General features: G+C 67.1%; 25 protein-coding genes and 3 pseudogenes. 14 read left to right on the top strand and 14 right to left on the bottom strand.

What is annotated here, in order from left to right:
• Positions 1 to 183 (top strand): annotated as a pseudogene (locus tag ACZ6BB_RS39970) (hypothetical protein); the annotation flags it as partial.
• 238 nt (positions 184 to 421) lie between these two features.
• Here the strand turns inward: ACZ6BB_RS39970 and ACZ6BB_RS39965 are convergent.
• From ACZ6BB_RS39965 to ACZ6BB_RS39955, 3 genes are all read right to left on the bottom strand, one after another.
• Entirely contained in the window at positions 422 to 1,651 is a 1,230-nt protein-coding gene (locus tag ACZ6BB_RS39965) for an AAA family ATPase (protein WP_471620014.1), read from the bottom strand.
• A 1,453-nt stretch (positions 1,652 to 3,104) separates the two neighbouring features.
• Positions 3,105 to 3,245, bottom strand: coding sequence for a hypothetical protein (locus ACZ6BB_RS39960; protein WP_471620013.1), 141 nt, complete (start codon positions 3,243 to 3,245; stop codon positions 3,105 to 3,107).
• 482 nt (positions 3,246 to 3,727) lie between these two features.
• A complete protein-coding gene (locus ACZ6BB_RS39955; protein WP_471620012.1) occupies positions 3,728 to 4,804 on the bottom strand; it encodes an NAD(P)H-dependent flavin oxidoreductase in 1,077 nt (358 codons plus the stop codon).
• Between the two features lie 198 nt (positions 4,805 to 5,002).
• On the opposite strand from ACZ6BB_RS39955, the gene ACZ6BB_RS39950 reads away from it, so the two are divergent.
• Positions 5,003 to 5,536, top strand: a complete 534-nt coding sequence (locus ACZ6BB_RS39950) for a hypothetical protein (RefSeq protein ID WP_471620011.1) — start codon at positions 5,003 to 5,005, stop codon at positions 5,534 to 5,536.
• An 8-nt stretch (positions 5,537 to 5,544) separates the two neighbouring features.
• On the opposite strand, the pseudogene ACZ6BB_RS39945 reads toward ACZ6BB_RS39950, so the two are convergent.
• Positions 5,545 to 6,352 (bottom strand): annotated as a pseudogene (locus ACZ6BB_RS39945) (IS5 family transposase).
• Between the two features lie 131 nt (positions 6,353 to 6,483).
• Positions 6,484 to 6,882: an STAS domain-containing protein gene (locus ACZ6BB_RS39940; protein ID WP_471620010.1), complete on the bottom strand. Its 399-nt coding sequence runs from the start codon at positions 6,880 to 6,882 to the stop codon at positions 6,484 to 6,486.
• Between the two features lie 107 nt (positions 6,883 to 6,989).
• Here ACZ6BB_RS39940 and ACZ6BB_RS39935 point away from each other — a divergent pair, with 107 nt between their 5' ends.
• Entirely contained in the window at positions 6,990 to 7,352 is a 363-nt protein-coding gene (locus tag ACZ6BB_RS39935) for a helix-turn-helix transcriptional regulator (RefSeq protein WP_471620015.1), read from the top strand.
• Between the two features lie 213 nt (positions 7,353 to 7,565).
• Here ACZ6BB_RS39935 and ACZ6BB_RS39930 read toward each other — a convergent pair whose 3' ends face one another.
• Positions 7,566 to 8,294 carry a class I SAM-dependent methyltransferase gene (locus ACZ6BB_RS39930; RefSeq protein WP_471620009.1) on the bottom strand — a complete coding sequence of 243 codons (729 nt, stop codon included), beginning with the start codon at positions 8,292 to 8,294 and terminating at the stop codon, positions 7,566 to 7,568.
• Between the two features lie 579 nt (positions 8,295 to 8,873).
• Here ACZ6BB_RS39930 and ACZ6BB_RS39925 point away from each other — a divergent pair.
• From ACZ6BB_RS39925 to ACZ6BB_RS39900, 6 genes are all read left to right on the top strand, one after another.
• Positions 8,874 to 9,200 (top strand): STAS domain-containing protein, encoded by a 327-nt coding sequence (locus ACZ6BB_RS39925; protein ID WP_471620008.1) that lies wholly within the window; start codon positions 8,874 to 8,876, stop codon positions 9,198 to 9,200.
• A 48-nt stretch (positions 9,201 to 9,248) separates the two neighbouring features.
• Positions 9,249 to 9,722 carry a hypothetical protein gene (locus ACZ6BB_RS39920; RefSeq protein WP_471620007.1) on the top strand — a complete coding sequence of 158 codons (474 nt, stop codon included), beginning with the start codon at positions 9,249 to 9,251 and terminating at the stop codon, positions 9,720 to 9,722.
• A gap of 283 nt (positions 9,723 to 10,005) precedes the next feature.
• Positions 10,006 to 10,287 carry a hypothetical protein gene (locus ACZ6BB_RS39915; RefSeq protein WP_471620006.1) on the top strand — a complete coding sequence of 94 codons (282 nt, stop codon included), beginning with the start codon at positions 10,006 to 10,008 and terminating at the stop codon, positions 10,285 to 10,287.
• Between the two features lie 396 nt (positions 10,288 to 10,683).
• A complete protein-coding gene (locus ACZ6BB_RS39910; protein ID WP_471620005.1) occupies positions 10,684 to 11,493 on the top strand; it encodes a hypothetical protein in 810 nt (269 codons plus the stop codon).
• A gap of 444 nt (positions 11,494 to 11,937) precedes the next feature.
• Positions 11,938 to 12,453, top strand: a complete 516-nt coding sequence (locus tag ACZ6BB_RS39905; RefSeq protein ID WP_471620004.1) for a Scr1 family TA system antitoxin-like transcriptional regulator — start codon at positions 11,938 to 11,940, stop codon at positions 12,451 to 12,453.
• Entirely contained in the window at positions 12,429 to 12,746 is a 318-nt protein-coding gene (locus ACZ6BB_RS39900; RefSeq protein WP_471620003.1) for a DUF5753 domain-containing protein, read from the top strand. Before ACZ6BB_RS39905 ends, ACZ6BB_RS39900 begins: the two co-directional genes overlap by 25 nt.
• Before the next feature lie 119 nt (positions 12,747 to 12,865).
• On the opposite strand, the gene ACZ6BB_RS39895 is transcribed toward ACZ6BB_RS39900, so the two are convergent.
• On the bottom strand, positions 12,866 to 13,015 hold the full coding sequence (locus tag ACZ6BB_RS39895) for a hypothetical protein (protein WP_471620002.1): 150 nt from the start codon (positions 13,013 to 13,015) through the stop codon (positions 12,866 to 12,868).
• 453 nt (positions 13,016 to 13,468) lie between these two features.
• Here ACZ6BB_RS39895 and ACZ6BB_RS39890 point away from each other — a divergent pair, with 453 nt between their 5' ends.
• Complete coding sequence (locus tag ACZ6BB_RS39890; RefSeq protein WP_471620001.1) at positions 13,469 to 13,642, top strand: CsbD family protein; 174 nt, start codon at positions 13,469 to 13,471, stop codon at positions 13,640 to 13,642.
• A 178-nt stretch (positions 13,643 to 13,820) separates the two neighbouring features.
• Here the strand turns inward: ACZ6BB_RS39890 and ACZ6BB_RS39885 are convergent, their stop codons facing one another.
• On the bottom strand, positions 13,821 to 14,216 hold the full coding sequence (locus ACZ6BB_RS39885; RefSeq protein WP_471620000.1) for a hypothetical protein: 396 nt from the start codon (positions 14,214 to 14,216) through the stop codon (positions 13,821 to 13,823).
• A gap of 164 nt (positions 14,217 to 14,380) precedes the next feature.
• Positions 14,381 to 15,529, bottom strand: coding sequence for a pentapeptide repeat-containing protein (locus tag ACZ6BB_RS39880; RefSeq protein ID WP_471619999.1), 1,149 nt, complete (start codon positions 15,527 to 15,529; stop codon positions 14,381 to 14,383).
• 302 nt (positions 15,530 to 15,831) lie between these two features.
• Between ACZ6BB_RS39880 and ACZ6BB_RS39875 the strand changes: the two are divergent.
• Positions 15,832 to 16,311 (top strand): annotated as a pseudogene (locus ACZ6BB_RS39875) (IS6 family transposase); the annotation flags it as partial.
• 114 nt (positions 16,312 to 16,425) lie between these two features.
• On the top strand, positions 16,426 to 17,523 hold the full coding sequence (locus ACZ6BB_RS39870; protein ID WP_471619998.1) for an integrase core domain-containing protein: 1,098 nt from the start codon (positions 16,426 to 16,428) through the stop codon (positions 17,521 to 17,523).
• A gap of 178 nt (positions 17,524 to 17,701) precedes the next feature.
• On the opposite strand, the gene ACZ6BB_RS39865 is transcribed toward ACZ6BB_RS39870, so the two are convergent.
• From ACZ6BB_RS39865 to ACZ6BB_RS39850, 4 genes are read right to left on the bottom strand one after another with little or no spacing between them, the layout of a single operon-like run.
• Positions 17,702 to 18,136, bottom strand: coding sequence for a hypothetical protein (locus ACZ6BB_RS39865; RefSeq protein ID WP_471619997.1), 435 nt, complete (start codon positions 18,134 to 18,136; stop codon positions 17,702 to 17,704).
• A gap of 28 nt (positions 18,137 to 18,164) precedes the next feature.
• Positions 18,165 to 18,566, bottom strand: coding sequence for a DUF6009 family protein (locus ACZ6BB_RS39860; RefSeq protein ID WP_030950611.1), 402 nt, complete (start codon positions 18,564 to 18,566; stop codon positions 18,165 to 18,167).
• Complete coding sequence (locus ACZ6BB_RS39855) at positions 18,563 to 20,083, bottom strand: DNA primase family protein (protein WP_471619996.1); 1,521 nt, start codon at positions 20,081 to 20,083, stop codon at positions 18,563 to 18,565. Before ACZ6BB_RS39855 ends, ACZ6BB_RS39860 begins: the two co-directional genes overlap by 4 nt.
• Positions 20,080 to 21,081, bottom strand: coding sequence for a bifunctional DNA primase/polymerase (locus tag ACZ6BB_RS39850; protein ID WP_471619995.1), 1,002 nt, complete (start codon positions 21,079 to 21,081; stop codon positions 20,080 to 20,082). The genes ACZ6BB_RS39855 and ACZ6BB_RS39850 overlap by 4 nt, the downstream gene beginning before the upstream one ends.
• 676 nt (positions 21,082 to 21,757) lie before the next feature.
• On the opposite strand from ACZ6BB_RS39850, the gene ACZ6BB_RS39845 reads away from it, so the two are divergent.
• Both ACZ6BB_RS39845 and ACZ6BB_RS39840 read left to right on the top strand, forming a co-directional pair.
• Positions 21,758 to 22,462 carry a GIY-YIG nuclease family protein gene (locus ACZ6BB_RS39845; protein WP_471619994.1) on the top strand — a complete coding sequence of 235 codons (705 nt, stop codon included), beginning with the start codon at positions 21,758 to 21,760 and terminating at the stop codon, positions 22,460 to 22,462.
• Positions 22,437 to 22,796: a hypothetical protein gene (locus tag ACZ6BB_RS39840; protein ID WP_471619993.1), complete on the top strand. Its 360-nt coding sequence runs from the start codon at positions 22,437 to 22,439 to the stop codon at positions 22,794 to 22,796. Before ACZ6BB_RS39845 ends, ACZ6BB_RS39840 begins: the two co-directional genes overlap by 26 nt.
• Before the next feature lie 256 nt (positions 22,797 to 23,052).
• Here the strand turns inward: ACZ6BB_RS39840 and ACZ6BB_RS39835 are convergent, their stop codons facing one another.
• Complete coding sequence (locus ACZ6BB_RS39835) at positions 23,053 to 23,604, bottom strand: hypothetical protein (protein ID WP_471619992.1); 552 nt, start codon at positions 23,602 to 23,604, stop codon at positions 23,053 to 23,055.
• Between the last annotated feature and the right edge of the window lie 119 nt (positions 23,605 to 23,723).

Raw genomic sequence — 23,723 nt, 5'->3', positions numbered from 1 at the left:
GGAATCTGGTCCTTGCTCCGGCGCAGCACTACCGCCAACGTCGTCTTCACCGACCGCGACCACCTCGTCGAAGCAGTCCGCAGCGGCCTGCGCCAGATCCAACGACAACCCCACCTGATCGACGGTTGCCTCGCCGAAACAGGCCTCCCGCTTGATGCGACAACTCAACGGAAAGGTCAGTAACGCGTCCGCGGCCACCCGTACATGGACTGCTGTCAGCTTCTTCCCTGCCCGTAGTGCGAGCAGCCGCCGCACGGCCGGACCGCGCAGTGCCGTCCTCGACGCCGCAGGCAGTCCGCCGTCTGGGCGGATGGCGTCGCCGTCCTTCATGTCAGCTCCCCTCACGCGGGTGGGACGTCGTGTGCTTGCCGGTGGCCGGGAGCATGCGATCGCCCTCCCGTTGCTTGCAGGAGCGCTCCGTTCACAGTGGCGGCGCGACCCGCTGGAACAGCCGCCTCAGCAAGGCCCGGTCGATGGATGCATCAGCAATGGTGAGCAGCGCGTTCTGCAGGTGCGCAGTCAAAGCGGCCCACGTGCGGAACGTGCCGTGCGCGCACGACCGGTCGATCCACGTCAGATCCGCAGCCGGTACGGTGCGCCACAGCGGATGGAAGCCGGTCACCACGGTCGCCACTTCCGCTCCGGTCAAGCGTGGAACCTCCTGCCACGCCACCACCCGCGATGCCAGCTGCGGCAGCCGGGACAGCGCCCGCTCACTGCCCGCCCCGACGAGCACCAGCGTGACCCGGGTGCCGGGGTGATCCCACAGGCTCTGCAGGTACTCCAGACACGGCACGGGCAGGCGCTGTGCCTCGTCGACCACCAGCACCCGCGCCTCACCCCAGGCCCCCGTGACCGCGGCGTCGGCCAGCGCCGACGTGTGCGGGAAACGGCCCGCCAGCCCCAGCGCGTCGAATACCGCCCGCCTCATGTCGGCCACCGACGGGCGCACCGGCACCGGCACCCACGTCACCTTCCAACCCGGGGGCACTTCGTGGAGCGCCATCCGCACGGCCGCGGTCTTGCCCCGGCCCGGATCGCCGAACACACACACCGCGCCCTGGGTCGCCATCGCCTGACCTACCGCCTCGGCCACCGCCCGCACCGACGACGTCCGCACCAGCTGCGCGCCCGCCGGCAACGCCACACCCGCCAGCGCACCGTTCTCCCCCACCGGCAAGCTCCCGGTCGCCTCTGGCCCGAGACGCGGTGGCGCAGACGTCTTCACCGCGCGGCCCCCCTGCGGCCCGGCCAGGGCGAGGTCAGCCAGTGCCTGCCGCGTTTGCTGCTCCCGCTCCCGCCGCACCACCGCGCGGTCCGGCAGGACCCTGCCGGCCTGAAGGTCCCGGCGCACCACCCGGTGCAACGACGCCAGCGAGGGCACCTCGCCCCCGGCCGCCTTCAGATGCCGGTGCAGCGCCGCCACATTCCCGCCCGCCTGAGCCAGCACCTCCCACATCTGCTCGGACAACTCCAGCCGGGCCCGCGGCCTGCGCTCCATGCGGCCCTCCGTCCGCGCCGCATCCAGCCAGCGCCACACCGTGCGCACATTCACCCCGCCGACCTGGGCGCCCGCCCGCACATGCGCCGTCGTCAACGCCCCGGCCGCATCCAGCTCCAGCAGCCGCGCAACCAGCACCGGCCTGGACACCCCCAACCCCGCCGTGACCTCACCCCACGCGCCCGGCTCCCCCACCCCACACCCTTCCGCCCGCGGACACCGTTACCGGCCACCGTGCCGCCGCGCAGCCCTCGGAAGGATCAGAAGCGCCGTTCTCAAGACAGTGGAGCGGAGCGGGGTGTACCGCCCCATGACAGCCACGCCGCTACAGAAACCGCTCCATGACAGTGACCACGCCCTTCCTCAGCACCCGACCATCGAAAACACCCACCTCTGATGTGCCGTCACTGACACCCACCCACTGCCACCAAACCGGCACATCGCAAAACGCCAAGGGAATCTCGTTGGCGCCAGTTTTTCCTCGCTGAGCACTTCAAGACTTCCGGTCGATCATTCACTTCTTTCGAGTGTGATCTAAGACACATGATGGGCCATTGCGTCAGGAATGCATTCGCTTTCGCACGATGAGTTAATGTCACTCGTAGGCTGACGCGGACGCTCCGCGGACGGCGCGGACGGTGTCCTATGGCGGCAGCACTTGACGTTAAAAGGCTCTGCTAGCTGCTGCTTTCCCGCTTTCCTCGCAGCGGGTAGCTCCCTTGTCGGGCTGGGGCGGACGGCGCGTCCGGGGATTCGCCCGGACGCGCCGTCCGCCCTGTCCGCAGATGTGTCCGGATACGGCGGACGGCGTTCCCGATCACCGCTTCTGCCTGCGGTGACAAAGTCCGGACACCGTCCGGACAGCATGGTGGACAGCGTCCGGTGACAGGGCCCAGGCCGCTCTGAGGGGGACGCAGCGTCCGCCCCCACGAGGACGGCGTCCGGACGTAAGCGGACGGTGTCCGGACAGTTTGCTCCGAGTGGAAGCTCTACCTGCGGGGACACCGTCCGGACGGGGCGGACGGTGTCGGGACTTAAATTCCGCCAAAGACCTTTTACCTGCGGTGACAGTGTCCGGACGCGCGAGGGACGGCGTCCGCCTGCCTCTTCTCATTGCACTCGAGAAGGAATCTGGAGAGCCTATGGATTGCTTTCTAACCATGGGAGTTTCCATCCCTTTGAACGTCATAGACTTCACCCCGCCTTGACCCCTTCAAGGCCAGGAAAGTCCCTCTCACCTTCTTCAGGAGGTATCTGATGAGCAGCATTTGGCGTTCTATGGGAGAGCAGACCCGGGTGCAGATTTTTAAGCGCCGGAAATTGGCCCTGACGTATTTCGTCAAGGGTGTCTCTTACGGTGCAGGTACCGGCTTGGTCAGTCTCGTCCTGTGGTGGCTCCGCGTGCGTCACGGCGGCTGAAAGCAGTAGCGGGTGGTGGTGACCGGCCCCCCGCCACCACCCGGCGCCCCAACCCCTGCTCCGGTCCCAGCGGGGCCGAGCAACGAGCGTCCGCAGGCTCGCCACCACACGACCTGCGGCGCCGCGCCTACCAAGGCCTGTGACCAAGCGCTGACGGACCTGCACGCACCCGGAGCCTTGCTACTCAGCAGGTGGGTGCATGATGTGCCGACGGGTCGACGTCCTCTTCGACCAGTGGCTGCGGGAAAAGGCGCTCTTCAAACGCGGTCACCCCGAACAGCAAAGCCACCATCACCACAGGTGTGAGGAGGGCGAACAGGATCACAGCACCTCCCGGAAGGTCGGTCTGTGGCACCTGACGGAGCCAGCTCCAGGATGGGGCCGAACGGGGGAACCCGCACTCCGGCCCGCAGGCCGCACGACAGCCAAGGCGCCAGTGAGCCCACCTCCTCCAGGGCGAGAGCCAGCACCGCTCGAAGCGGGCGGCCCCGGCGACGACCAGGACCGGACCGCCGTCGTCAGGCCGGGCGATCTGGACGCAGGGCACGCCGCCCAGCCACGGGGCGCCCTTGCAGTCGGGACCGGTGACAGCACGGCACTGAGTGGTTGCCAGTGCGGTCCCGGCTGCAGCTGCGGCTGCCAGAGCGGCGCCGCCTGTCAGTGTGGCGGCGACTGCGGCTGACACCGCAAGCCGGTCCGGGACGGGCTGATCGTCCAGAACTGGGTCGAATACTCGGTAGGTGTACGGGCTGCCGTACTCAGTGGTACGGGCCGCAGCCGCCTCATTCGGTCCTGATCAGCAATCGGTCATGGCTGAGCACTGCTTGTGCATGGCTCTGCGGTCCGGCACAGAATCGTCTCCGCGTCGTCGACGATCCGCCGCACGATGTCGGCTGCCGGAAGGATGTCGTGGATGAGTGCTGCGGACTGTCCGGTGAAGGGAAGGTACTCGTGCCCTCGGCCGGTGAGCATGGCCTCCACGATGCGTGGGCCCGCTTCGGCCGGTTGTACCCGCTCGGGATGGGCTTCGACATCCTCGAGGAAGGGCGTACGCAGCGACCTCGGCAAGCCGTAGGCACCACTGCGTGAGAAGGGCGGCATGAACCTGTCGCTGTGAACGACCTTTATCGTGTCGCGTGCCTCGGCGGCGACGATCCGGTTCTTCCACTCCTCGTCGATCCCCATCTCCACCGACGCGAGCAGGCGCGTACCGATGGCCACGCCTTGGGCGCCCAGGGTCAGCGCCGCCGCCAGGCCCCGGCCGTCGGCGATCCCGCCCGCGGCAACGACGGGAACGTCGGCGGCGATGTCCACGACCTGCGGAACGAGCACCATGGTGGCCACCTCACCGCCCTGGCCTCCCGCCTCGCCGCCCTGCGCGATGATGACGTCCACGCCGGCGCTGACGGCCTGCTCGGCCTGCTGGACGTCCATGACCTGCTGGATCCACAGGATGCCGGCGTCATGGGCACGGTCCACCAGGTCTGCCGGAACACCGAGGTGGAAGGAGATCGCGGCCGGGCGCTCGTCGAGCGTCGCCTGAAACGCCTCCTCGTTCAGGGGGCGGAGGGTGTGGTTGATGGCGAAGGACCGGTCGGTCAGCTCCCGCATCCGGGCCCACTGGCGCCGCAGATCGGCTACCGGGCGCACCGCCGTGCCCAGGCTGCCGAGAGCCCCAGCCCCGCACACAGCCGCGGCAAGATCGACCTGGTCGAACGGCCCGTACGGTGCGCCGATGACAGGCACATCGATACCGAGTACGTCGCACAGCCGCGTCCGTAGCACCGCGCCTCCTCCCGGCGCCGCGATGAAACGGAGCCGCTTGCGACCATGCTGCCCCGCCGACCGCAGGGACGCATGGCGGGCCGGACGCAACGCGGGCATGCACGAGGCACCCGGCCGCGCTTTCGTCGGATGAGGCGGCCGGGGACTTGTGCGCGGTGGTCACCTCCAGCCTAAAGACTCATACATCAACACAGTGTGACCGCCGTGCACCGGTGTGGTTGGACCACCTGATGGCTTTTGCGGTTATCGTGCCTGAGGGTGCCTCCCGTCGGGGGTCGGGCCATGGGTCGGGGGATCGTGGACGAGACGTTTGACGTCGTTGGAGAAGCGCTGTGTTGCGCCGCAACCATCCGGCTGGGCGGGGCCATTGAGGTGCTGACCGAGCGATCTGGCCTGTTCGACGCCTACGCCTCGATCATGGCGGGAGTGGAGAGCATCAGGGCATTTCTTGATGGCCGGGAACTCGACGACGACCTGCTCGGTTCGACGTTTGCCGAGAGCTGGTCTCTGGATGCCAGGTACCCGGCAGGGCTCCCGGGTCATGCCTTCGTTGGAGGCTGGACCCGTCTGGTGTTCGGCACGGTGGTGCTGACCAGGCCGAAGCAGCAGAACATCGTGGCAGCGCAGACGCTGGGCTTCGCCTCGGAGGCGGCGGCAGCCTGGCCGTCCGCTGTCCGTATCGGCTCCTTCGACAGCCTGGCCCGCTTCGAGGTGGCTTGCCAGCGGGAGGCGGAGGACCGTCTCCGGAAGGACGGCCTGCTTGCTCTGTGGGAACTGACGGAAGACTGGTCGAAGCAGTATCGCCAGGTGGCGGAACAGGTCCTCGGGTAGTCGGCGCCTCAGCCTGTGAGTCGTCGATAGCCGATGAGGGTTGCGGCTATGCCGACGAAGGCGAGGAAGTGCTCGGCCTTGCGTTCGTAGCGACGGTGGAGCCTTCGGGCAGCCTGCCAGCCAGGACAGGGTTTTTCGACCACCCAACGATGCCGGCCCAGCCGCTGTGAGGACTCGACGCCCTTGCGGGCGATGCGGTGGCGGATGCCCCGCCTGCGGAGCCATCGACGCAGATGGTCGTAGTCGTAGCCCTTGTCGGCGTGCAGTTTCACCGGCTTCCGGCGCCGGGGCCCGCGGCGGGACCGGATGGGCGGGATGCCGCGGACGACAGGTTCCGGGCCCAGGCTGTCGTGAATGTTCGCGCCGAAGATACCCAGGGACAACGGCAGTCCGTTCCGGTCGGTGATCAGGTGGATCTTCGATCCCAGCTTGCCGCGGTCGGTCGGATTCGGTCCGGTCAATGGCCTCCTTTTGCGGCCTGCAGACTGACGGAGTCGATTGCGCACCTCGACCAGTCCAGCTCGCCCCGCGCTCCAAGTTCATCGAGGACACGCGGTAGAGCCGGGCCCAGACCCGGTCCCGGCTCCACTGGGCGAACCGGCGGTAGACCGTGGGCCAGGCGGGGCCGAACACCGGCAGCAGCTGCCGCCACGTGCAGTCCAACGTCGCCACGAAGCCCGCCGACGCGGAGGTGTTCCCTCTCAGATCGCGGTGTCCATCTGGGAGTCGTGGTCCTCCCCGCTGACCCGAGGGTGGGCCGGCCCTGGTCCTGGCCGTGGTCCTGGTGGTCCGCCCTCCGGGAGTTCCTGGCGGCACTGCGGGATCCCGACCGCGTGCCTTCCTCGCCCTCAGCACCGGTGCCCATGTTCGGAGTCACCCAGCAGTGGGCTGCCGTCGAGCAGGAGCGTGTGACCACGGCCCTGGGCGGGCGGCGGGTGGACCGCACGTCAGGAAACGGCAGCCTCTTCGATCGTGCCGCGAATCTTGAGGAGTTGGTCGACTCCGGTGATCTCACACAGTCGCCGCACCGGCTGGGACGGCGCCACCACGCGCAGGGTGCCGGCCTGGTGGGTGAGGATCAGCAGGTTCAAGAAGGACGAGTCCGCGAAGGTGATGCCGGAGGCGTCGAGGATCACCTTCGGGTACTTCCTTGCCGCGGCATCCAGCGCCTCCGCCAACGGCGTGATGGAGTCCATGTCGTAGGAGCCGCGAGCCGCGATGACCCAGGCGCCGGACCCTTCGTACTGCTGTACCTCTGCCGTATGCGAGGCGTGCGCGGTGCCGTGTTTGGGCTTCTCACCGCAGCCTCTCACAAGCGTGGGTGTACCGGCCTCGTTCCAGGGCACCTTCCGGCTCCTTCTGTGGCGCTCCCAGCGGGAGCATGTCATCGATTGCAGGAAAAGTATGTCATGCAACAGAGTTCCAGCAAGAGATGTCCCCTAAAATGCTCAGCATGGTCGCAGTGCCCGAATCCCACACCGGATGGACGTTCATCACCAGCCACGCTCGTGTCCTGGCAACCGTCGCCGACAACCCGAACGCCCGCATCCGTGACATCGCCGCCCATTGCCGGCTCACCGAGCGCGCCGTGTCGCGGATCATCTCCGACCTCGAGAGGGACGGGTATCTCTCCCACACCCGCGACGGGCGCACCAACACCTACCGCATCGAACCGGACAAGGTACTGCGCCACCCCGCCGAAGCCGGCCTCCCCGTCGCATCGCTGCTCTCCCTGCTCGTGCAGGACGAGACCGACCGCGCCGGCAAACCGTCCATCCAGGAACAGCATCCGGTCCACACGCACCATCCTCGATGAACAGCAGCGTCATCCCCAGCCTCCGGGGTGGTCAGGACAACGTCGGCGCGGTCCCTGCCCATCGCGGGGTTCTTCCAGGTGACCTTCACCGGGAGCGCGACCCCAGTGGCGCAGGAGGCGAGGGTGCCGATCCCGTCATGCCGTGCCATGGGAAGCGCCTGCAACTGTCGCCGATGTATGGCGTACTGGAGGGCCATCGTGCATCTGATCTCGCTACCCGATGTGGAGGAAGTCCTGGGTGCAGGTGAATCTGTACCCGCCCGCTACGGAGAAGTTGGCCTGGACGTAGTCCTCGACCTGCTCCCGGCGGGGAGGGGCTGGCAAGGGGGCGAGGCCGAGCATGAAGGCGGCGACTTCCACGGCGGCGGGCAGATCGGGGGTCTGCACGTGCGCAGGCACGGTGACCAGATCAACGAGTCTGGTGAGCCTGCCGTCCAGGGCGCTTCGGGGGTCGAAGCGGGGACCGCCGAAGTGCTGCAGCATGCGCATGCAGTCGCTGTCGGGGTTTTGCAGGGCGATGACACACACCCCGCTGCTGGTCTTCCAAGACACGAGCTGGCGCAGGTGGGCGGGCCACTGGTCCAGCGGAATGTAGTAGAGGACATGCGCGCACAGCACGAGGTCGGCCTTGCTGCGGGGGCGGACGTTAAGGATCTCCTCTTCGTGGATCTCTGCCTGGGGAAGCTGGTGCGCCAGGCGTTTGCGTAAATCAGGGTTGGGCTCGACCGCGACGGTGTGCTCAAAGTGCCCGGCCAGCTGGCCGGTGGTCTCACCGCTGCCGGCTCCTGCGTCCAGCAGCACCCGGCGATGGGGGATTGCGGAGACGACCTGGCGGAGATAGTCGTGGGCCTTCCGCTTCTGATCAGTGTGCGCGAGGAACGTCGCGAACGCCTTCTCGTACTGTGTGCTCTGGGAATTCCAGGCAATGAAGTCCGCGGTCATGTCTGAACCTTTCATGGCTGCTTCGGGGCTGAGGGCTGGCGGGGCACATCAGCTCGGCCAACGCGCGGGCACCCCCCGTGGGACCGAGGAGAACAGCAACTCGTCGAGTTGCGGCCGTACTTCGTTCACAACGCAGCACTGTCGGCCACGCCGTCCACCGGCCGGGCGATTTTCAGGCGATCTCAGCTACCAGCACGAGGAGATCAACAGTCACTCAGCGTACGCAGCCACAACAAGTGGGCCAGAGCCCGTTCTCGGACAGAACCACCTGGGGGGTGTTGCTGTCCAACAGCAAGACTCTGCGCGGCAAGCGCGGAACGGCTCCAAGCACTGGCGACGCTGGGCGTGGAGTGGGCGGTGGGGTAAGTGCCTACATGGTGGTGAATGGGCACGGTTCCGTGCGACGCTGCAAGGACAACCAGCCTGGTCTGGTGAGAGACCCTGCGTCCTCCCTGAGGTCACCACGATGGCCGGGGCGGGATTCGGGTGGTTTCGCTCGGCTGTGCGTGGCCCCACGTCGCGCGCTGACACCCTTTCGTCAGGGGTGTGATGGGCTCGACCTCGGATCTGAGGCCAACCATGAAGGATCTCACCGTCATCACGCAGCAATACGCTGATCGGACCGTGATCACCGCAGCCGGGGAGATAGACCTCAACACATGCCCGGCACTTTGGCGGGCCACCCTCGTCAGCCCGCTCGGCGGCAGAACACTGCAGATGGACCTGTCCGGGGTGACCTTCATGGACTCCACCGGCCTGAATCTCATGCTGCAGCTGCGTAAGCGTCTTCTCGCCCAAGGCGGCCAGATTGTGGTCACGGGGCTTCAGCCCCGGGTTGAGTCCGTGCTGCGCCTGACGGAGACCTATGAGCTTCTGACCACTGCTGCTGTCAGCAAGGCAGCGTGAGGCCAGGAACGGCCGTGAGGGCCGGGGTGAGTGCTTGCTTTCATTAGAATGATCTACATGGACATGCGGAGGATCGTCGCAGTGCTGGCCGAGGAGGCCGACCAGCAGATCCAAGACCAGGTGTGGCAAGTGGCGCCGAGCGACCGCGCCCTCGCCCTTGAAACCGAGGCTCGCCTGCGAGATGTTGTCGGCCCCCAGGACGTCCAGGAGGCCATGCCTCCGATCAAGCGGCTCGAACACCTGCGGGAGACTCTCGCCGTCCTGGCCATCTCGCTCGCTCGCACTCACGGCCGCATGGCCTGGTTCCTCTCCGGCGCCCTCAACGCGCTCGAACCGGTCCTGCGCTGGCGTGCCCTGCCAACTGAGGGCGGCGGCACCTTCGGCACTGTCCTCCCGAGCCCTGAGGAATACACGGAGGCGGAGGATGCCGTCCGCCGACTCCAGGACGCCCTTGCACAGATCACCGCCCCGCCAGTCGACCCCGGCAGCGCTCACCCACATCAGCAAGCAAACGGAGCTTGAATGCCTGTCGGCAGGGTTCCCCCAGTTGGAGGCGGCCAAGGTCGCCGATAGCGTCGGGTCACTGCCGAGACCTCTGTTCGCGGTTCACTCATGAAAATCTGCCAGCGGATGCTGGGTCGGTGGGTGTGGCGCTAGGCGTTGTGAGCCCAGCGGCCGACGCGGAGCCGGAGCTTCTTGCCGAGGCAGCGCGGCACCCCGAATGGACGATTGCCGGTCGCCGTCCTGAAATGCGGGACCTAGCGTCGTGGTCACAGCCCCATGAGCGCGGAAGGAGGGCTGCCGCATGCCCGTCCTTGGGTATCACTACGGCCCTGACTGGAATCAGGAGCTCTACCAGGCGACCATCGACCGGGTCATCCCAGACCGCAACGATCTGCCGAGTGGGTTGATAGCTCACTATGCCGCACCCCGGGAAGAAGGCGGCTGGCAGGTTATCGACGTCTGGGAGTCTGCGGAACATCACGACCGCTTTCTTCGGGAGAAGGTGGTGCCTGCCGCCCAGGACCTCGGTGCGCCTCCCTTCGAGACCAAGGTGACCGAGCTCTACAACTCCCTGGTCGCGTAGCAGCATTCAACGTCTCTGTACCGTGCGCGGCGTGACAGGACGCGGCGCCGGGCCACCGCGACAGTTCAGTGGACAGGGCCCACCGTCGTTGACTTCTCGGTCCGCCACCCGTGGATGCCCAGCAGCATGCCGTCCAGCGGACCGCCGACAGTTTCGCGTAGGTCCGGTGCGGGAGCGGGCCGGGGGTTGGGGCCCGCGACCTCCATCCGTATACCTCGTTGCCCTCGCTGAGCTGTCGGGTGGACAGATCCTGCCAGAGTGTGAGTGACCTCGACCGCAGGTGGCGCATGCCCCAGATCGCGTCCTCAGGCTACGCCCGCCTTCTCGGCGGGAAACGTGTGCGCAGAGGAGCCGGGCCCATCCGATTGCGGTCAGCATCCAGGAAAGGCGACCTCCATGGATCTGGAAGTGAAATTCCGGCGTATTGCCGTGAGTAAAATCTCCGACCCGGGCAGCAATGCCGAGGTCGAGTTCACACTCGCGGCCAACGGCCAGACACAGAAGTTCGTGGACAACGATCTACGCATCGGCATCACCCCCATCAACCGCACCTTCCTGGTGCGCGTCCCGCCGACATCCACCCTGAACATCGCTGTCGCAGGGGTGGAGAAGGACGTCAGCAGCGCTGACGACCCGCTTCCCGGCTTCGTCCGACGATTCGGTGCGGCTCAAAACTTCGGCCTGGGCACCCACTCCATTTCGGCGAGCAACATCCACATGACCTACCTCATGGACTTCGAAGTCCAGCCGGCGCCCGGTCTGCTCACCTCCCTCACCGGCACCGCAACCCTGACCACCACGGACGACCGCGCCCCCGGCCCCTTCACCACTCCCATCACCGTGGAGCTGTTCTTCAACGACCCACGTACCGAAGTCAGCATCAGCTCATTTCCTCCCGTCACGGTGCAGACCGGCAACGGTCCGGTAACCGTCACCCACACCGCAGGAGGCAACGGCACCTTCGACAAGAACACAGGAACCATGCGATTGCCGGCCGGCCTCCACTTTGACCTTCCGTTCCCTGCCAGCGACTCGAACTTGCCGCTGACACTCACAACAGGAAGAGCCGGAAATCTGATCGGAACACCACTGAATCGCACCACTGGTGGCATCCGACTCGTCGGCACCGCCACCTTCACGGGAGGCACACTCGCCGGCAAGGAAGGCACGCTCGCCATCGATGGCGAACTCACACAGCTACCGTAGCCAGAGAGGAGTGGCCGGCGCACTTCGTGGCCTTCGACCTGGTCCACCGAGGCGACGACCTGACTGGCTGGCCGTACGCCCGGCGCCGTGCGGCGCTGGAGGCGCTGTTCGCGGAGCTCGCATGCGGCCCTGTATGGAGACCTGGAACCCCTCGTTCACGCCGTCCCTCCGGCGTCCTGACCTGGATCTGCCCGGCCTTGGTACATCCGTACAGCGGTTGTCGGTGAACATCGGGGCGGCACATGACAACGTCACAGTCTGTTTTGGGCTGACCCGCGAACACCAGGCATGGCGCGCGATCAGCAACCCATGCTCCATGGCAATCTGCGGGCCAAGCGGCGTTTTGGAGCCGGAGGTACCCCGCCCGTGGCGGCGAGCATCAATCCCACCGTCAGGAGACGTCGCCTGGGAGCTGAGCTGCGTCGGCTCCGCCAGGCCATTGGGTTGGAGAGCACGGAAGTGGCCGAGCGGCTGATGGTCTCCCAGCCCAAGATCAGTCACCTGGAGAACAGCCGCCGCGCCATCAGTCCCCGCGATGTGCGCGACCTGTGCGCGATCTACGGGGTGTCAGACCAGCAGGTCATCGACGCCCTGATGGAGATGGCGAGGGAATCGGGCACACGGGGCTGGTCGCACGCCTACGGCGACATCCCCCAGAGCGTCTACATCGGCCTGGAGACGGACGCTGCCTCGGTCCACGTCTACGAGCCCCTGGTCATCCCGGCCCTGTTGCAGACCCCGGCCTATGGGCATGCGGTCATCGGGGAAACGGTTCCCCGGCTCACTGCCGGGCAGGCCGCCGCACGGCTGAAGGTGCTGCTGCGCCGGCAGCACCGGATCTACGACCCGGCGGGCCGGTTGCGGCTGGGGGCTGTGGGCTGTGGGCTGTCCTGGACGAGTCGGTCCTGCGTCGTGTCATCAGTTCTCCCGACGTCATGCGGGGGCAGCTGGAGCACCTGACCGCGCTCGGCGCGGAGCCGAACGTCACCGTGCAGGTCCTCCCCCTCGCCGCCGGCGCTCACCCGGGCCTGTCGGGGCAGTTCTCCATCCTGGGGTTCGCCGACAATCGCGGGGCGAGGGTGGTGTATCTGGAACGGTTCACCAGCGACCTCTACCTGGAGAAGCCGTCCGACGTGCGGCACTACAGCGTGATGTACGCCCATCTCCAGGCCCAGGCCCTCGACCCTGCCAGCACCCGCATGCTCATCACCGACGCCATCAAGTCGTACACCGAAGCGGCGAACCGCCCCTGATCGCTGTGCCCAGTGGGGCGCGCGCCGGGGCGGTGGCGGCCGGGATCAGGTCGGCGGGGCAGGGCCGACAGCGGCTCCGGCCTCGGAGAACATCGGTACAGCGGCCCACGCTTCCAGCATCACGCGCCCGGGGGCTGCTCGTCCTGGTCGGCGTCGGTCTCCGGCTCGTCGTCGGGGTGGGGCCAGCGGCCGAACGGCCCGACAGGCTGCTCGGGGGTGGCGCCGAGTACGCCGGGCCCCTTCATGCGGTGCGGCGGCAGCGGGATCACGCATCCTCCTCTTCCTGGGCGGCCTGCGCCAGCAGCGCCGCCACGGCGTCGTTCGTCCCCTCGGCCTGTTCAACGAGCGTGTCCGTCACCTCGTCGCCGGTGCCGTCGAGGACCTGCCGGGTGAGAGGCCCTGACCATCGGCGGCCCCAGCCCAGCCACTCCGGCTACCCGGCCTCCGTGCCCGGGGCATCCCGCTGGCTGAGTGAGTCCGCACCAGCACGGCGAGGGCCTCCACCACAGATCCTGACGGCGAAGCCCGCACCGAATGGATCACCGCGAGAAGCAGAACGAGAAGCAGGGAAGCAGGGAAGCGATGGAATCCGCATTCTGCGGCTCCGTCTGCCCCGTTATGCCCCTCTGTTTTTGTGTGGCGCCTTGTTTGTGAGGCAGGAGCCGGGGCACAAGCGGCTTCACCGCGACCGCGGCACCCAAGGTTACGAGGAGGCGCGTTCCATGACTGCCGGCGAGAAGGCCAAGGCGAAGACCGAGCAGGCCGAGGGCAAGGCCAAGGAGGCCCTGGGAAGCGCTCTCGGCAACGACCGCACGGCTGCCGAGGGGCAGGTGCAGAAGAGCAAGGGTGACGCCCGTGAGGCCAAGGAAAAGGCCAAGGACGCCTTCAAGCACTGACACGTTGTACTAGCCGAGGGCCTTCCCGAAAAGTTTCCGGGGAAGGCCCTCGATTTGCTGTGGAGGTACCGTGCGCCCATCGCTCCAGGCGTTTGTCGGCGGTAGTCACAAAATCCATCGTGCACGCCAACTACAGAAGGCCCGGAAGGGCGTTTCCGAGTAGGCCTCCGGTTCAGCGCTACGACGACGCTCCGCCCGCCGCGTCCCAGCCTCCGAAGAAGTCGGACAGGGCGCGGCGTTGCTGTCCCTCACGAACAATCTGTTCGGCGAGGACGTCGCGGTCGATGTACGGGTCAACGGCGGCGAACACTAGGCGCTGGAGTTCCTCTGGCTCGAGGGCTTCGACCTCCCACTGCACGGGGTGGTCGATGTCGACGCCGTAGCGGCGGGCGAAGGCCGGCCATCTCGGGTCGCGGCGTTTTCCCTCGGTCGCGGGGAGCTCGTACTCGTTGATGACCTGGTCGTAGGTGAGCAGTACGCGCCGCACCCGGCTCCAGCAGCGTGCGCGCGCCACCCAGTCGCGTTCGACGTCCTCACCCGAGCAGTCGAAGTCCCCGGCGTTTCTCTGGGGCACCGTGAGTGTGCGACTGGCGTTTTCACAGCTCATGAGCTGTCGCGAGCACAGTAACGGATGCAACACGTGTGGTGCACGAATCACCGAGCCCCACGCGCTGTCATCCGACGGGCTTCGGCGCCCCCACTCCCCGGGCCGAGGTGTGCGACCGGACAGGAACGAGCTCAAGGCAGGTCAGAAATGTTTGTGCCTGAGGGAAGCTCCAGTCCAGAGGGGATCATCTGCAGGCCGAACCTCGGAGGGTGGCTGAAGTCGGCTACTTGGGACAAGTCGACGGTGCCGCCTCTGAAGCGGGCGGGCGGTGCCGTGCGGTAGATGGAAGGAAGGTGGTGTTCACCGAAGTTGACTGTGGTGCCGGTGAAGGTCGCGCCGGTGAAGTCGATGGTGCCAGCGGAGAACTCAGCACCCTCGAAAGGGACTTCTCCGCTTGTGAAGGCAGCGTCTCGGAAGTTCACATGAGCGCCGGTGAAGTGGGCACTGTCGAAGGTGACCCAGCCGCCACTGAAGGTGGCACGGTTGAAGCGGACGGTGCCACTACGGAATTCGGCGAGCCGGAAGTAGACGTGAGCGCCTTCAGCAAAGTCGGCTTCGTCGAAGATGATCTGGTCCGTTCCGTGGCCAGCAAAGAGGGTCTTGACGAAGAGGACGTCGCCACCGGTAAAGCGGACGCCACGGAAGTCGGCTTCATCAAGGACAGCACCGGTGAAGTCGAGGTCGTAGCCCTGCCAGGACGCGGGCGCACCGTCGCGCAGGTGGGCGGCGATGAGTCCCAGAACAGTTACGCGTACTTCCCGCTCGCGCTGCCACGACACCAGCACCTGATCATCGGTTGGTGGATCGGGAGCATGCGGCATTCTCAAGTAGCCGCACAGCACGTCGATGCACATCTGTCGCTCCTGCAACCACTCATCGGCAAGCCGTGCCATCGCGTACGCGCCAGCCATGCGTACGGCTGGCTGGTCAGCTCCGAGTTGTTCGGCCGCGGCGCCGAACCGTTCGATCAGCGCCTTGCCGTACTCACGGAGGTCGGTCGCTTCACTGAGATGCTGGCGCCGATAGGCGACCACGAGTGCCACGACCCCGCCGACTCCCGCCACCACAGCCAATGCGATCTTGATGGCGTCGTAGGTATCACCGGGCTTGAGCGGTCCAGACACCTGAACGCGTGGCTCCCCCAGCACCAGCCACAGAAGGCCCAAGACTGTGAGCGCTGCGGCCACGGCCAGCACTAATACTACGACGATATGCAGGCCCAATGGCCAGCGCATGACACCGCGCGGAGCCAGGCTCGAATTCCGCTCAGCCGCGGTCAAGCTCGATCTCCCGGCCCGTCGGCGATCACGGAGTCGAAAACGACCGCATGTTCATCGCCACAAACAAACAGCCTCATCACGCCCTCCCCCTGGTCCTTCCGGTGACAAGCGTGGCGTACCTTCAGCACGCGCACCAGATGGCTGGGACCGTCGACCAGACCGCCAGTAGCTATCCCCTCCTCAGCGACGTTGGGATCGAAAACAAGCACTGCCCGTAGGAGAGCATGCCTCCCACCTGGCGCTGTCACGTTGGTTGGCCGGTGGGATGATCTTCTGGTTGATCGTGCTGGAGGGGGCTGTCTGTGGGAGCCGTGTCTCTGTCGTACAAGGGGCACCGGTATCCGGTCGAGGTGATCTCTCACTGTGTGTGGCTGTACTTCCGCTTCCCGCTGTCGTTCCGCGAGGTCGAGGAGCTGATGCTCGAGCGCGGGATCGTCGTCTCCTACGAGACGATCCGCCGCTGGTGCGCCAAGTTCGGGCAGACCTACGCAGGCGCACTGCGCCGCCGACAGCCTCGGCCTGGGGACAAGTGGCACCTGGACGAAGTCTTCATCAAGATCAATGGAGCACAGAAGTACTTGTGGCGGGCCGTCGACCAGGACGGCAACGTCCTGGACATCCTGGTGCAGAAGCGCCGGGACAAAGCCGCGGCCAGACGCTTCTTCCGCAGACTTTTGAAGAGGACCGGTGCGGTGCCGCGAGTGATCGTCACCGACAAGCTCCGCTCCTACGGAGCGGCCCACCGCGAGGTCATGCCCTGCGTCGAGCACCGCCGGTCGAAGTTGCCCTTGCCGAATACCTAATCCACGCAGGTGGGATCGGGTTTGGGTGTTGGCCGGGGCCGATCGAGTCGCCGGTATCGCGCGGCGCCGGTTGGCGCGGCATGATGAACGGTCGTGCTGCTGAGACTGGCGTACCTGGGTGTGACGAACGCGTTCGCGATGCTGCGACTGCTGCCGATGAGCGACCGGGAGAAAGATGTCGAGATCCTGGCCTTGCGCCACCAGATCGGCGTTCTGGAACGGCAGCTGAACGGGCAGCAGGTCCGGTTCCACGCGAGCGACCGGGCGTTTTTGGCGTCGCTCCTCCATGGCCTGCCACGGGAAGTGCTGCGCCGGATGCGGCTGCTGGTGCGGCCGGACACGGTACTGCGCTGGCACCGCAACGTCATCGCCCGCCAACACGCTTCCCAGTCCCGGCCGAAGCGCGGAGGCCGGCCCCGCACCGTGCACTCGATCCGGGCGCTGGTGCTGCGCCTGGCCAGGGAAAATCCAAGTTGGGGCTATCGGCGCCTGCACGGTGAGCTGCTCGTACTCGGGGTGAAGGTGGCAGCATCCACGGTCTGGGAAATCTTGAAGGAGGCCGACGTCGACCCGGCGCCCGAGCGGGCCTCCAGCACTTGGGCGGACTTCCTGCGCTCCCAGGCCGACGCGCTCCTCGCGTGCGACTTCTTCGAAACCGTCACCCTGTCCGGGGCCCGCCTGTACGTGTTCGCCGTGATCGAGCACGCCAGTCGCCGGATCCGGATCCTGGGCGCGACCGTGCACCCGACCGCGTCCTGGGTGGTCCAGGCCGCGAAGAATCTCGTCATGGACCTCGAGGACGCCGGCTGCCGGGCTCGCTATCTGATCAGGGATCGGGACGGGAAGTTCCCACGGCCGTTCGACGAGGTGCTCAAGGACGCGGGTATCGAGGTGGTGCTCAGCGGCGTCCGGATGCCGCGCATGAACTCGATCATGGAGCGGTGGGTGCAGACCTGCAGGCGAGAGCTGCTAGACCATACGCTGATCTGGAACCAGCGCCATCTCCTGCGCGCCCTGCGCGAGTTCGAGACGTTCTATAACGAGCACCGGCCGCACCAGGGTCTTGCGAATGCCCGCCCTCTCCACTCGCTGCCCGCTCCGATCGAGGACCCGGACCGGATCGCCCATCTGGACATACGACGGCGAGCGCGACTCGGCGGCACCCTCCACGAGTATCAACATGCCGCCTGACCAGCACGGAGGAGGTATTCGGCAAGCGCAGGGCTCCGAGTTGTCTCCAGCCGCTGACCAGACAGCTCTGATGGAGTGCGTCCAGTCACTGTCTGCCGGGCTGCTGAACCAGTTCGGCCTTGAGCCCACGTTCCCCTGACGCGCACGCCGCACGACAGGAGCGAAAGACGGACGGCTTTCAACGCACGCTCAGTGAGGCGTGGTGGATGAAGCTGTCGAGGGCTGCCCGTACTGCGGCCGTGCGGGTGCTCATCTCGTCCCGGTCGGCGGCGCGGTGCACGGTGTTGGCGTCTTCGAGGATCTGTCGGGCCTCGGCGACGAGCTCGGCGTCCCCGGTGGAGAACAGCAGGCCGTTGATTGCCTGGCGGGCGACGCCGCGCACGCGTTGCCCTTCGAGACGTGCGGCTTTGTGCTCGGGTCCGTCGGGGTGTTCCTGCTTACGCCACCACCAGTCCTGCTGGGCGCGTATGAACTCGGTGATGGCGCCGGTGTAGGCGAGCACGGCTGCTCTGCGCTCGGCGCGGTTTCCAGCGTGGCGTTGGAGGAGGTAGCCCAGGCAGCCGCCGAGGAGGGTGCCGGCGACCGCGATGAGGCTGGTCAGTATCTGAGTCATCGGCGCTCGGCGTGGTCAGGGACGCGAGTTACAGCGGGAGTTGTATGCCGAGTTCCTGCATGGCGCGGGAGGGCGGGCCGCCTTCGGAGCGTTCGGTCTTGTAGCCCTTGACCCGGGGTTGGAGGGTGCGCGGGTCGACCGCCTCGGCGGGGGCACTCCTGGCGTACAAGCCATCGGGCTCAGTGTCACGGTCGTGAGGCAGCAGCCAGAAGACGCGGCGGCGGAAGGTGCCGGAGGCGCGGGAGGCCTTGGCGTCGGGGCCGAGGATGGCGTAGCCGACCATGCGCCCGTCGCGGTGGTAGGGGGGTTTGCCCTTGCGGGTGGGCAGCCGGTCCAGGCTTTGGCGCACGTAGTCGAGGGCGTTGATGTCCTCCAGCCATACGAGTTCGGCTTCGTGGCTGATCTCGTCCGCGCTGATCAGGGAACTCATGCGCTGGTATCCCTTTCCTCGTCGGTGAGCAGTCCGATGCCCGGGTAGTACTTGCGCTGGTTGGACACTTTCATCTCCTTGGGCGAGGCCAGTCCGACCAGTTCCCTGGTTCGGGAGGCGAACGCGCGTGAGGAGATGATCTGCGCGCCTTCATTGTGGCACCAGGCGGTGTAGGCGGCGTAGAGCGCCGTCTGCTCGGCGCGCAGGTCGGGGCCCAGGCGGCAGCACTCTTCGTAGAAGCGGCCGGTGTGGTCCTCGGTCTCGGCGTAGGCGGTCGTGGCGATGCGGACGCGTTCGGGGCCGGTGAGGTCGCGGTCGCCGCCGAGGTAGCGGCGGGCGCCGTCGATGAGCCAGGCGAGAATGCCGGGGCCCTCTTCCATGACGAGGAGGTCGGCCAGGTTGTCGATCTTGCGGTCGTCGGGCACGACGCGTTCGAAGGGGATCAGGCGCATGCGGCGCCAGAACGCGAAGCCACCGGTGCCGACTTCGGGCTTGTGGTTGCCCAGCAGCCAGAGTTTGTGGGTGGGTTCGAAGCTGAAGGGGTCCTGGCGCATGCGACGGGCCTTGATGCGGTCGCCGCCGGTCAGCAGTTTCACCCGGGCTTCGTCGAACTTGTCGCCGGGCTTGATCTCCGAGCAAACGTAGACGCGCCGGCCGTGGAGTTCGGCGAGGTCGGTGGGGTGGCCTTCGAAGGGCTTGGCCATCAGGAAGCCGGGCGGGGCCGCGTCGGCGTAGTCGCCGAGCAGTTTCATCATGACGTCCAGGAGGACGGACTTGCCGTTCTTGCCCGTTCCCCACAGGAAGGGAAGGATCTGGGCTCCGACGTCCCCGGTGATCGAGTACCCGAGCAGCAGGTGCAGGTAGTCGATCATTTTGAGGCCTTCGGCGTCGTCGCCGAAGGTGTCGGTCAAAAAGCGCAGCCAGCGCGGAACGGGCATTTGCTGCGGGCCAACAGTGGTTGAGCGGGAGTGGAAGTCCTTGTTGGGGTCGGGGGCCCTCAGCAGCCCGGTGCGCAGGTCGACGACCCCGCGCGGGGTGCACAGGGCGTAGGGGTCGGCGTCCAGGCGGTCTGCTTTGAGGACCATGCCGGGCGCGGACCTGGCCTGGGTGAGCATCGCGTTCATGCCGGAGGTCGACATGGCGCGGGTGCGGTGCTTGTGCAGGGCGGTGGTGGTGAACATGCCGCGGGGGTCGTGGGTGGCGATGGTCTCGGCGAGGTCGCCGGCCGCCCACAGGACGGTGTCGTCCTCGTCGATCTGCCAGCGGGTGGTGTCCCACCGGTACCAGCCGATGTTGGGGACGTGCCGGAAGTCGTTGGCGTAGAGCTTGACGAACAGCTTGGCATTCCCGCGGTCGGTCAGGGTGTCCGGCAGGAGGCCGTTGGCAGTTGCTTGGCCGACGGGTCGCTCGGTGGTGGCCTGAGCGGGAAGCGGCGTGGCGGGGCTCTGTGCGCGGATCTGGGCGGCGACGGCTTCGGGGTCGAACTCGAAGAGAGTCTCGTTGCTGGGCGACGTCACGGGCGCCTCCCCGTGGCATGGAGGGGCCTTTTCAGACCGGCGGCGAGGCCACTGCGGATGATCTGTTCGATGCGCAGTTCCTGGCCTGGACGGGCCGCGGCCGCAGTGTCCTTGAGCGCCTGTTCGGTTTCCTGCCGGGAGAGGCGACCGGCGGCGATGAGGCCGCCGAGGGTGTAGGCGGCCCGGTTGAGGGTGTCGGAGAAGCCCGCGCCCTGGACGACTTGGCCGCAGGCCTCAACAAGTGCCAGGACAGCGGCGAGGGTGCGCTCGGCTTGATCGCGGCCGCCGCCGGCAGCGAGGACAGCCTGTTGGGCCCGCGGTGGGACGGGGCGGGGAGCGGGAATGGTGGGTGCGGGCAGGTGTCCGGTGCGGTCGAGTTCTTGGGCGAGCCATAGAGGAAGGGCCGCGGGCTCGCGGGCTTCGTCGACGGGGGTGTAGGTGCCGTAGTGGGTGGTGGTGCCAGGGGCGATGATGTAGCTGCCGTGGGCGCGGATGTCGACCTGCCAGGCCAGGGCGCGGCCGGGGCTGGATCCGGCGGAGGACTTCCACTGGCGGTTGCCGGTGGCCCGGTACCAGACGTGGAGGCCTCCGGAGGGGGTGCGTACGCGCAGGGTGTTGGTGTCGTCGGCGGGGCTCTGCTGGCCGCGGAGGGCGGCGAGGACGGCGAGGGTGTGGAAGCCGTTGGCGAGGCCTGTGAGGTTGACCTGGTCGCTGATGGGGATGCCTGGGAGGATCCGGTCACGCGCGGGAGGCTCGGCGTCGTGGGCGTCGATGTCAATGACGACCAGGCCAGGCGGGCCGCAGGAGACGCCGATGCCGAATTCCGGGTGCTGCCCCCACCACTGCTGGATGCGGTCCTGGTTGAGAGTGGCCGCGTGGAAGCTGTGGCACCAGCGGCCTGCGCGAAGGCAGGGGCAGTCGCCCCCGGCGTGGGAGTTGGCGCGGCACTCGCTGCAGTTCGCGGCTGGTGTCTTACGGCCCGGGGAGAGGGGGTGCACGGGCCAGCCTCGGCGAGCGCACTCCTGTGCGATGACAAGGGACGGAGCGACTGAAGAAGCAGGGATGGCAGGATCCCTTGAGTCGCTGCGGGAAAACTGCAGCTCAGCAGGCATCTGCACCCCCTAACAGCGACCGAAGCGACTCAACGACGGACACAGCCTAGCGAACGGCGTCGGTGAGTTCGTGGACCACATGCGGAACAACGGTGACGCCGTGTCGATGATGCGACCGGCGAGCGAGCGTCGAGCGACCGAGTGGGAGGCACAGCGACTCAGGACCGCTCGGTCGCTCCCTGCAGACAACGGCAAACTGCCAGGTCAAGCCGAGTGAAAGGCCTGAACAGCGACTGAAGCGACTGAAGCTCTCTGTATATAACGCACGCGCACACTCTCTCAAGCTCCGGTATATGCAAACTCCGAGTCGCTAGAGTCGCTATCTCTCTGCGGAGAACGTCTTGACCTGCGGTTTTCCCCGCTTAACCAGCCAGCGACCGAAGGGGTGCCCCAGTCGCTGGCGTCTGGGTCTCTGTACTCGGCACAGGACAGCGACCCAAGCGACTGAAGCGACCGAACTTCAAGCAATCAGGATCGGCGAGCCCGGGAGAGCAGGGCCGTTGTCACACCCCTCCGATTCACTGTGCAGCAACACGGCGAAAGGGCAGGGATGTTGCACCTGGTGTACGAGGACCCTCGCGGTTGGCTGCGGCACTACATCAAGAAGCGATCGGTCCCGGACCGGGCCTTGAAAGGCACAGGTTTCGTCTATGTCCTGGCGATCACCGGCGCCGTGTCGTACGTGAAGGTGGGCTCCACTGCAGGGCCACGTGCCCGCTTCGAAGCCCTACGCAGTGAAGCACACCGTGTCGGCTCGACCGTGTCCCGGGCCTGGCTCTCGCCTGAGCACCCGGACTACCAGACCATCGAGTCCCGCACCCTGGCAGCCTGCCGAGCGCTATCTCCCTCATCAACGCCTCGAGGCGAGTACTTCCCCGAGCTGGACTTCGTCACTGCCCGCCGCGAAGCTGTGAAGGCGGTTCTGGGAGTACGCGATCAGCCGCAGGTGTCCGTCACGACAGTCGCCGCCAGCCTACACGAACCAGTCCCCTCCGCTGTCCAACGGCGCCTGGCCCCGAGCGTCTACGACGTCCATCGGCGCCGGCAGGCCTACTTTGCCCAGGGCAGCCGACGATCGCGCTTCCTGCAGCGCAATGCCAGCCCGCCGCAACACCCCGGTATGACGCCCTTCCTCAAGGCTCTCAAGGAGCTTGCCCAGCCACTTGCCGAAGTCATCGATCTGCCGTGTCGCCGCCAGATGCAGACTGCCGAGTGGCTTCCAGGAAGCCTAGGGCCTGGGCATGGTGACGCGACTGCGCAGGCTTGAGAGGCGCAGCAATGTTGATCACCATCCTGCTGCTCTTGGGCTTCGGCCTGCCCGAGCACTCTCCCAACAGGAAGCCAGCGGCGTCGTCCCGGCTGGCGGCGGCCGCGTCACTTTCACCGTCGACCAGGACGATCCACGAAACCCCATCGGCGACCGGTTCACCGGCAAACAGTTCGAGAAGGCCCTCAACGTCACCCTCAACTCCGTCATCTTCCGCTCCAGTGGCCAGGACCTCACCACCACCGGTACCTACATCGAGATGCTCTTGCGGCTCTTGGAGCCCGCTCTCTTGGCCCTCGCCGTACTCGCCGTACGCGGACGCATCAAACGCTGACCATCGCCTGCGCCTCAGAGGCTCTCGGGCCCGGCACCGGCCTGATCCTCGCCGACGCCGCCCTGGAGGCCGTCATCGCGGTCCACTCTGACCACCGCCGTCGGCTGATGCGGGATACGTACGCGGGGCCGCATGATGCGTGCGGACGGGGCCACTGCACCACCGGTAACCAGGAACTGCCTGGCGGGTCCGGGGGCAGTGGAGTTGATGACCGAGGCTGACGGTCGACGCCGGCGGAGTGGTGCGGCTGGTCTCCCTACCGGTCGCACTCCCAGCGGACCGGCGAACCGTCACAGTGGGCACAGGGTCCGTGAGACCGGCAGTTCGTCCGCCGGGCGTGCGGCAGCGCGACGCCAGGGCAGTCCAGGCCGAGCGAGCAGGAGATGCTGCTGTCCTCGTGGTCGAGCTGGCGGCCCGAGCAGCCGCCCATGGTGGCGAGGGCCGAGGCGAAGCCGCTGAGGTCCGGCGGCCCCATCTCCCGGCACATCGCGACCAGGTCCTCGAAGACGAAGTCACCGGCCTGGTCGGGACGGTCCGCCTGGAGGGCGGCGCACATCTCTTCTGTGACGCGGTGACCGTTGAGGAGCGGCCAGGCGTCGGGGCCGGCCTGCAGGGAGAGCTTGTCCACGCCGAGGACGTCCGGCCGCCAGTCTCCGGTTTTGGGCTGCGGCAGCATCACCGCCAGGGCGTCGAGGACGTCGCCGGATGTGCGGAGCTCGTGCACGGTGGCCGTGGCGCCCGTCCGGGAGGTGTCCCGCAGGCGTCTGTCCCTGCGGGCCTGCTTCGCGCGCTTGGCGTCTCTTCCCATCCCGGCCTCCGTCGATCGGCGTGTGCCCCCGTACGGAGAACGACGCACCGGCCGGGTCGGTCTCGCCGGGGTCCCCCGGACAGCCCGGCGCGAAGCGGGTACCCGGTGTGATTATCGCT

Source organism: Streptomyces sp. NPDC041108, from assembly GCF_055592645.1.
The sequence above is the reverse complement of the archived record's forward strand: the minus strand, read 5'-3'. Positions and strand labels throughout refer to the sequence as shown.

What these genes read in the sequence shown, in the direction of transcription:
- ACZ6BB_RS39865 (WP_471619997.1), bottom strand. Translation starts at nt 18,136, where the DNA reads ATGACTCAGATACTGACCAGCCTCATCGCGGTCGCCGGCACCCTCCTC.
- ACZ6BB_RS39930 (WP_471620009.1), bottom strand. Translation starts at nt 8,294, where the DNA reads ATGACCGCGGACTTCATTGCCTGGAATTCCCAGAGCACACAGTACGAG.
- ACZ6BB_RS39920 (WP_471620007.1), top strand. Translation starts at nt 9,249, where the DNA reads ATGATCTACATGGACATGCGGAGGATCGTCGCAGTGCTGGCCGAGGAG.
- ACZ6BB_RS39900 (WP_471620003.1), top strand. Translation starts at nt 12,429, where the DNA reads ATGCGGGGGCAGCTGGAGCACCTGACCGCGCTCGGCGCGGAGCCGAAC.
- ACZ6BB_RS39935 (WP_471620015.1), top strand. Translation starts at nt 6,990, where the DNA reads ATGGTCGCAGTGCCCGAATCCCACACCGGATGGACGTTCATCACCAGC.
- ACZ6BB_RS39910 (WP_471620005.1), top strand. Translation starts at nt 10,684, where the DNA reads ATGGATCTGGAAGTGAAATTCCGGCGTATTGCCGTGAGTAAAATCTCC.
- ACZ6BB_RS39955 (WP_471620012.1), bottom strand. Translation starts at nt 4,804, where the DNA reads ATGCCCGCGTTGCGTCCGGCCCGCCATGCGTCCCTGCGGTCGGCGGGG.
- ACZ6BB_RS39835 (WP_471619992.1), bottom strand. Translation starts at nt 23,604, where the DNA reads ATGGGAAGAGACGCCAAGCGCGCGAAGCAGGCCCGCAGGGACAGACGC.
- ACZ6BB_RS39925 (WP_471620008.1), top strand. Translation starts at nt 8,874, where the DNA reads ATGAAGGATCTCACCGTCATCACGCAGCAATACGCTGATCGGACCGTG.
- ACZ6BB_RS39860 (WP_030950611.1), bottom strand. Translation starts at nt 18,566, where the DNA reads ATGAGTTCCCTGATCAGCGCGGACGAGATCAGCCACGAAGCCGAACTC.
- ACZ6BB_RS39840 (WP_471619993.1), top strand. Translation starts at nt 22,437, where the DNA reads ATGGTGACGCGACTGCGCAGGCTTGAGAGGCGCAGCAATGTTGATCAC.
- ACZ6BB_RS39915 (WP_471620006.1), top strand. Translation starts at nt 10,006, where the DNA reads ATGCCCGTCCTTGGGTATCACTACGGCCCTGACTGGAATCAGGAGCTC.
- ACZ6BB_RS39890 (WP_471620001.1), top strand. Translation starts at nt 13,469, where the DNA reads ATGACTGCCGGCGAGAAGGCCAAGGCGAAGACCGAGCAGGCCGAGGGC.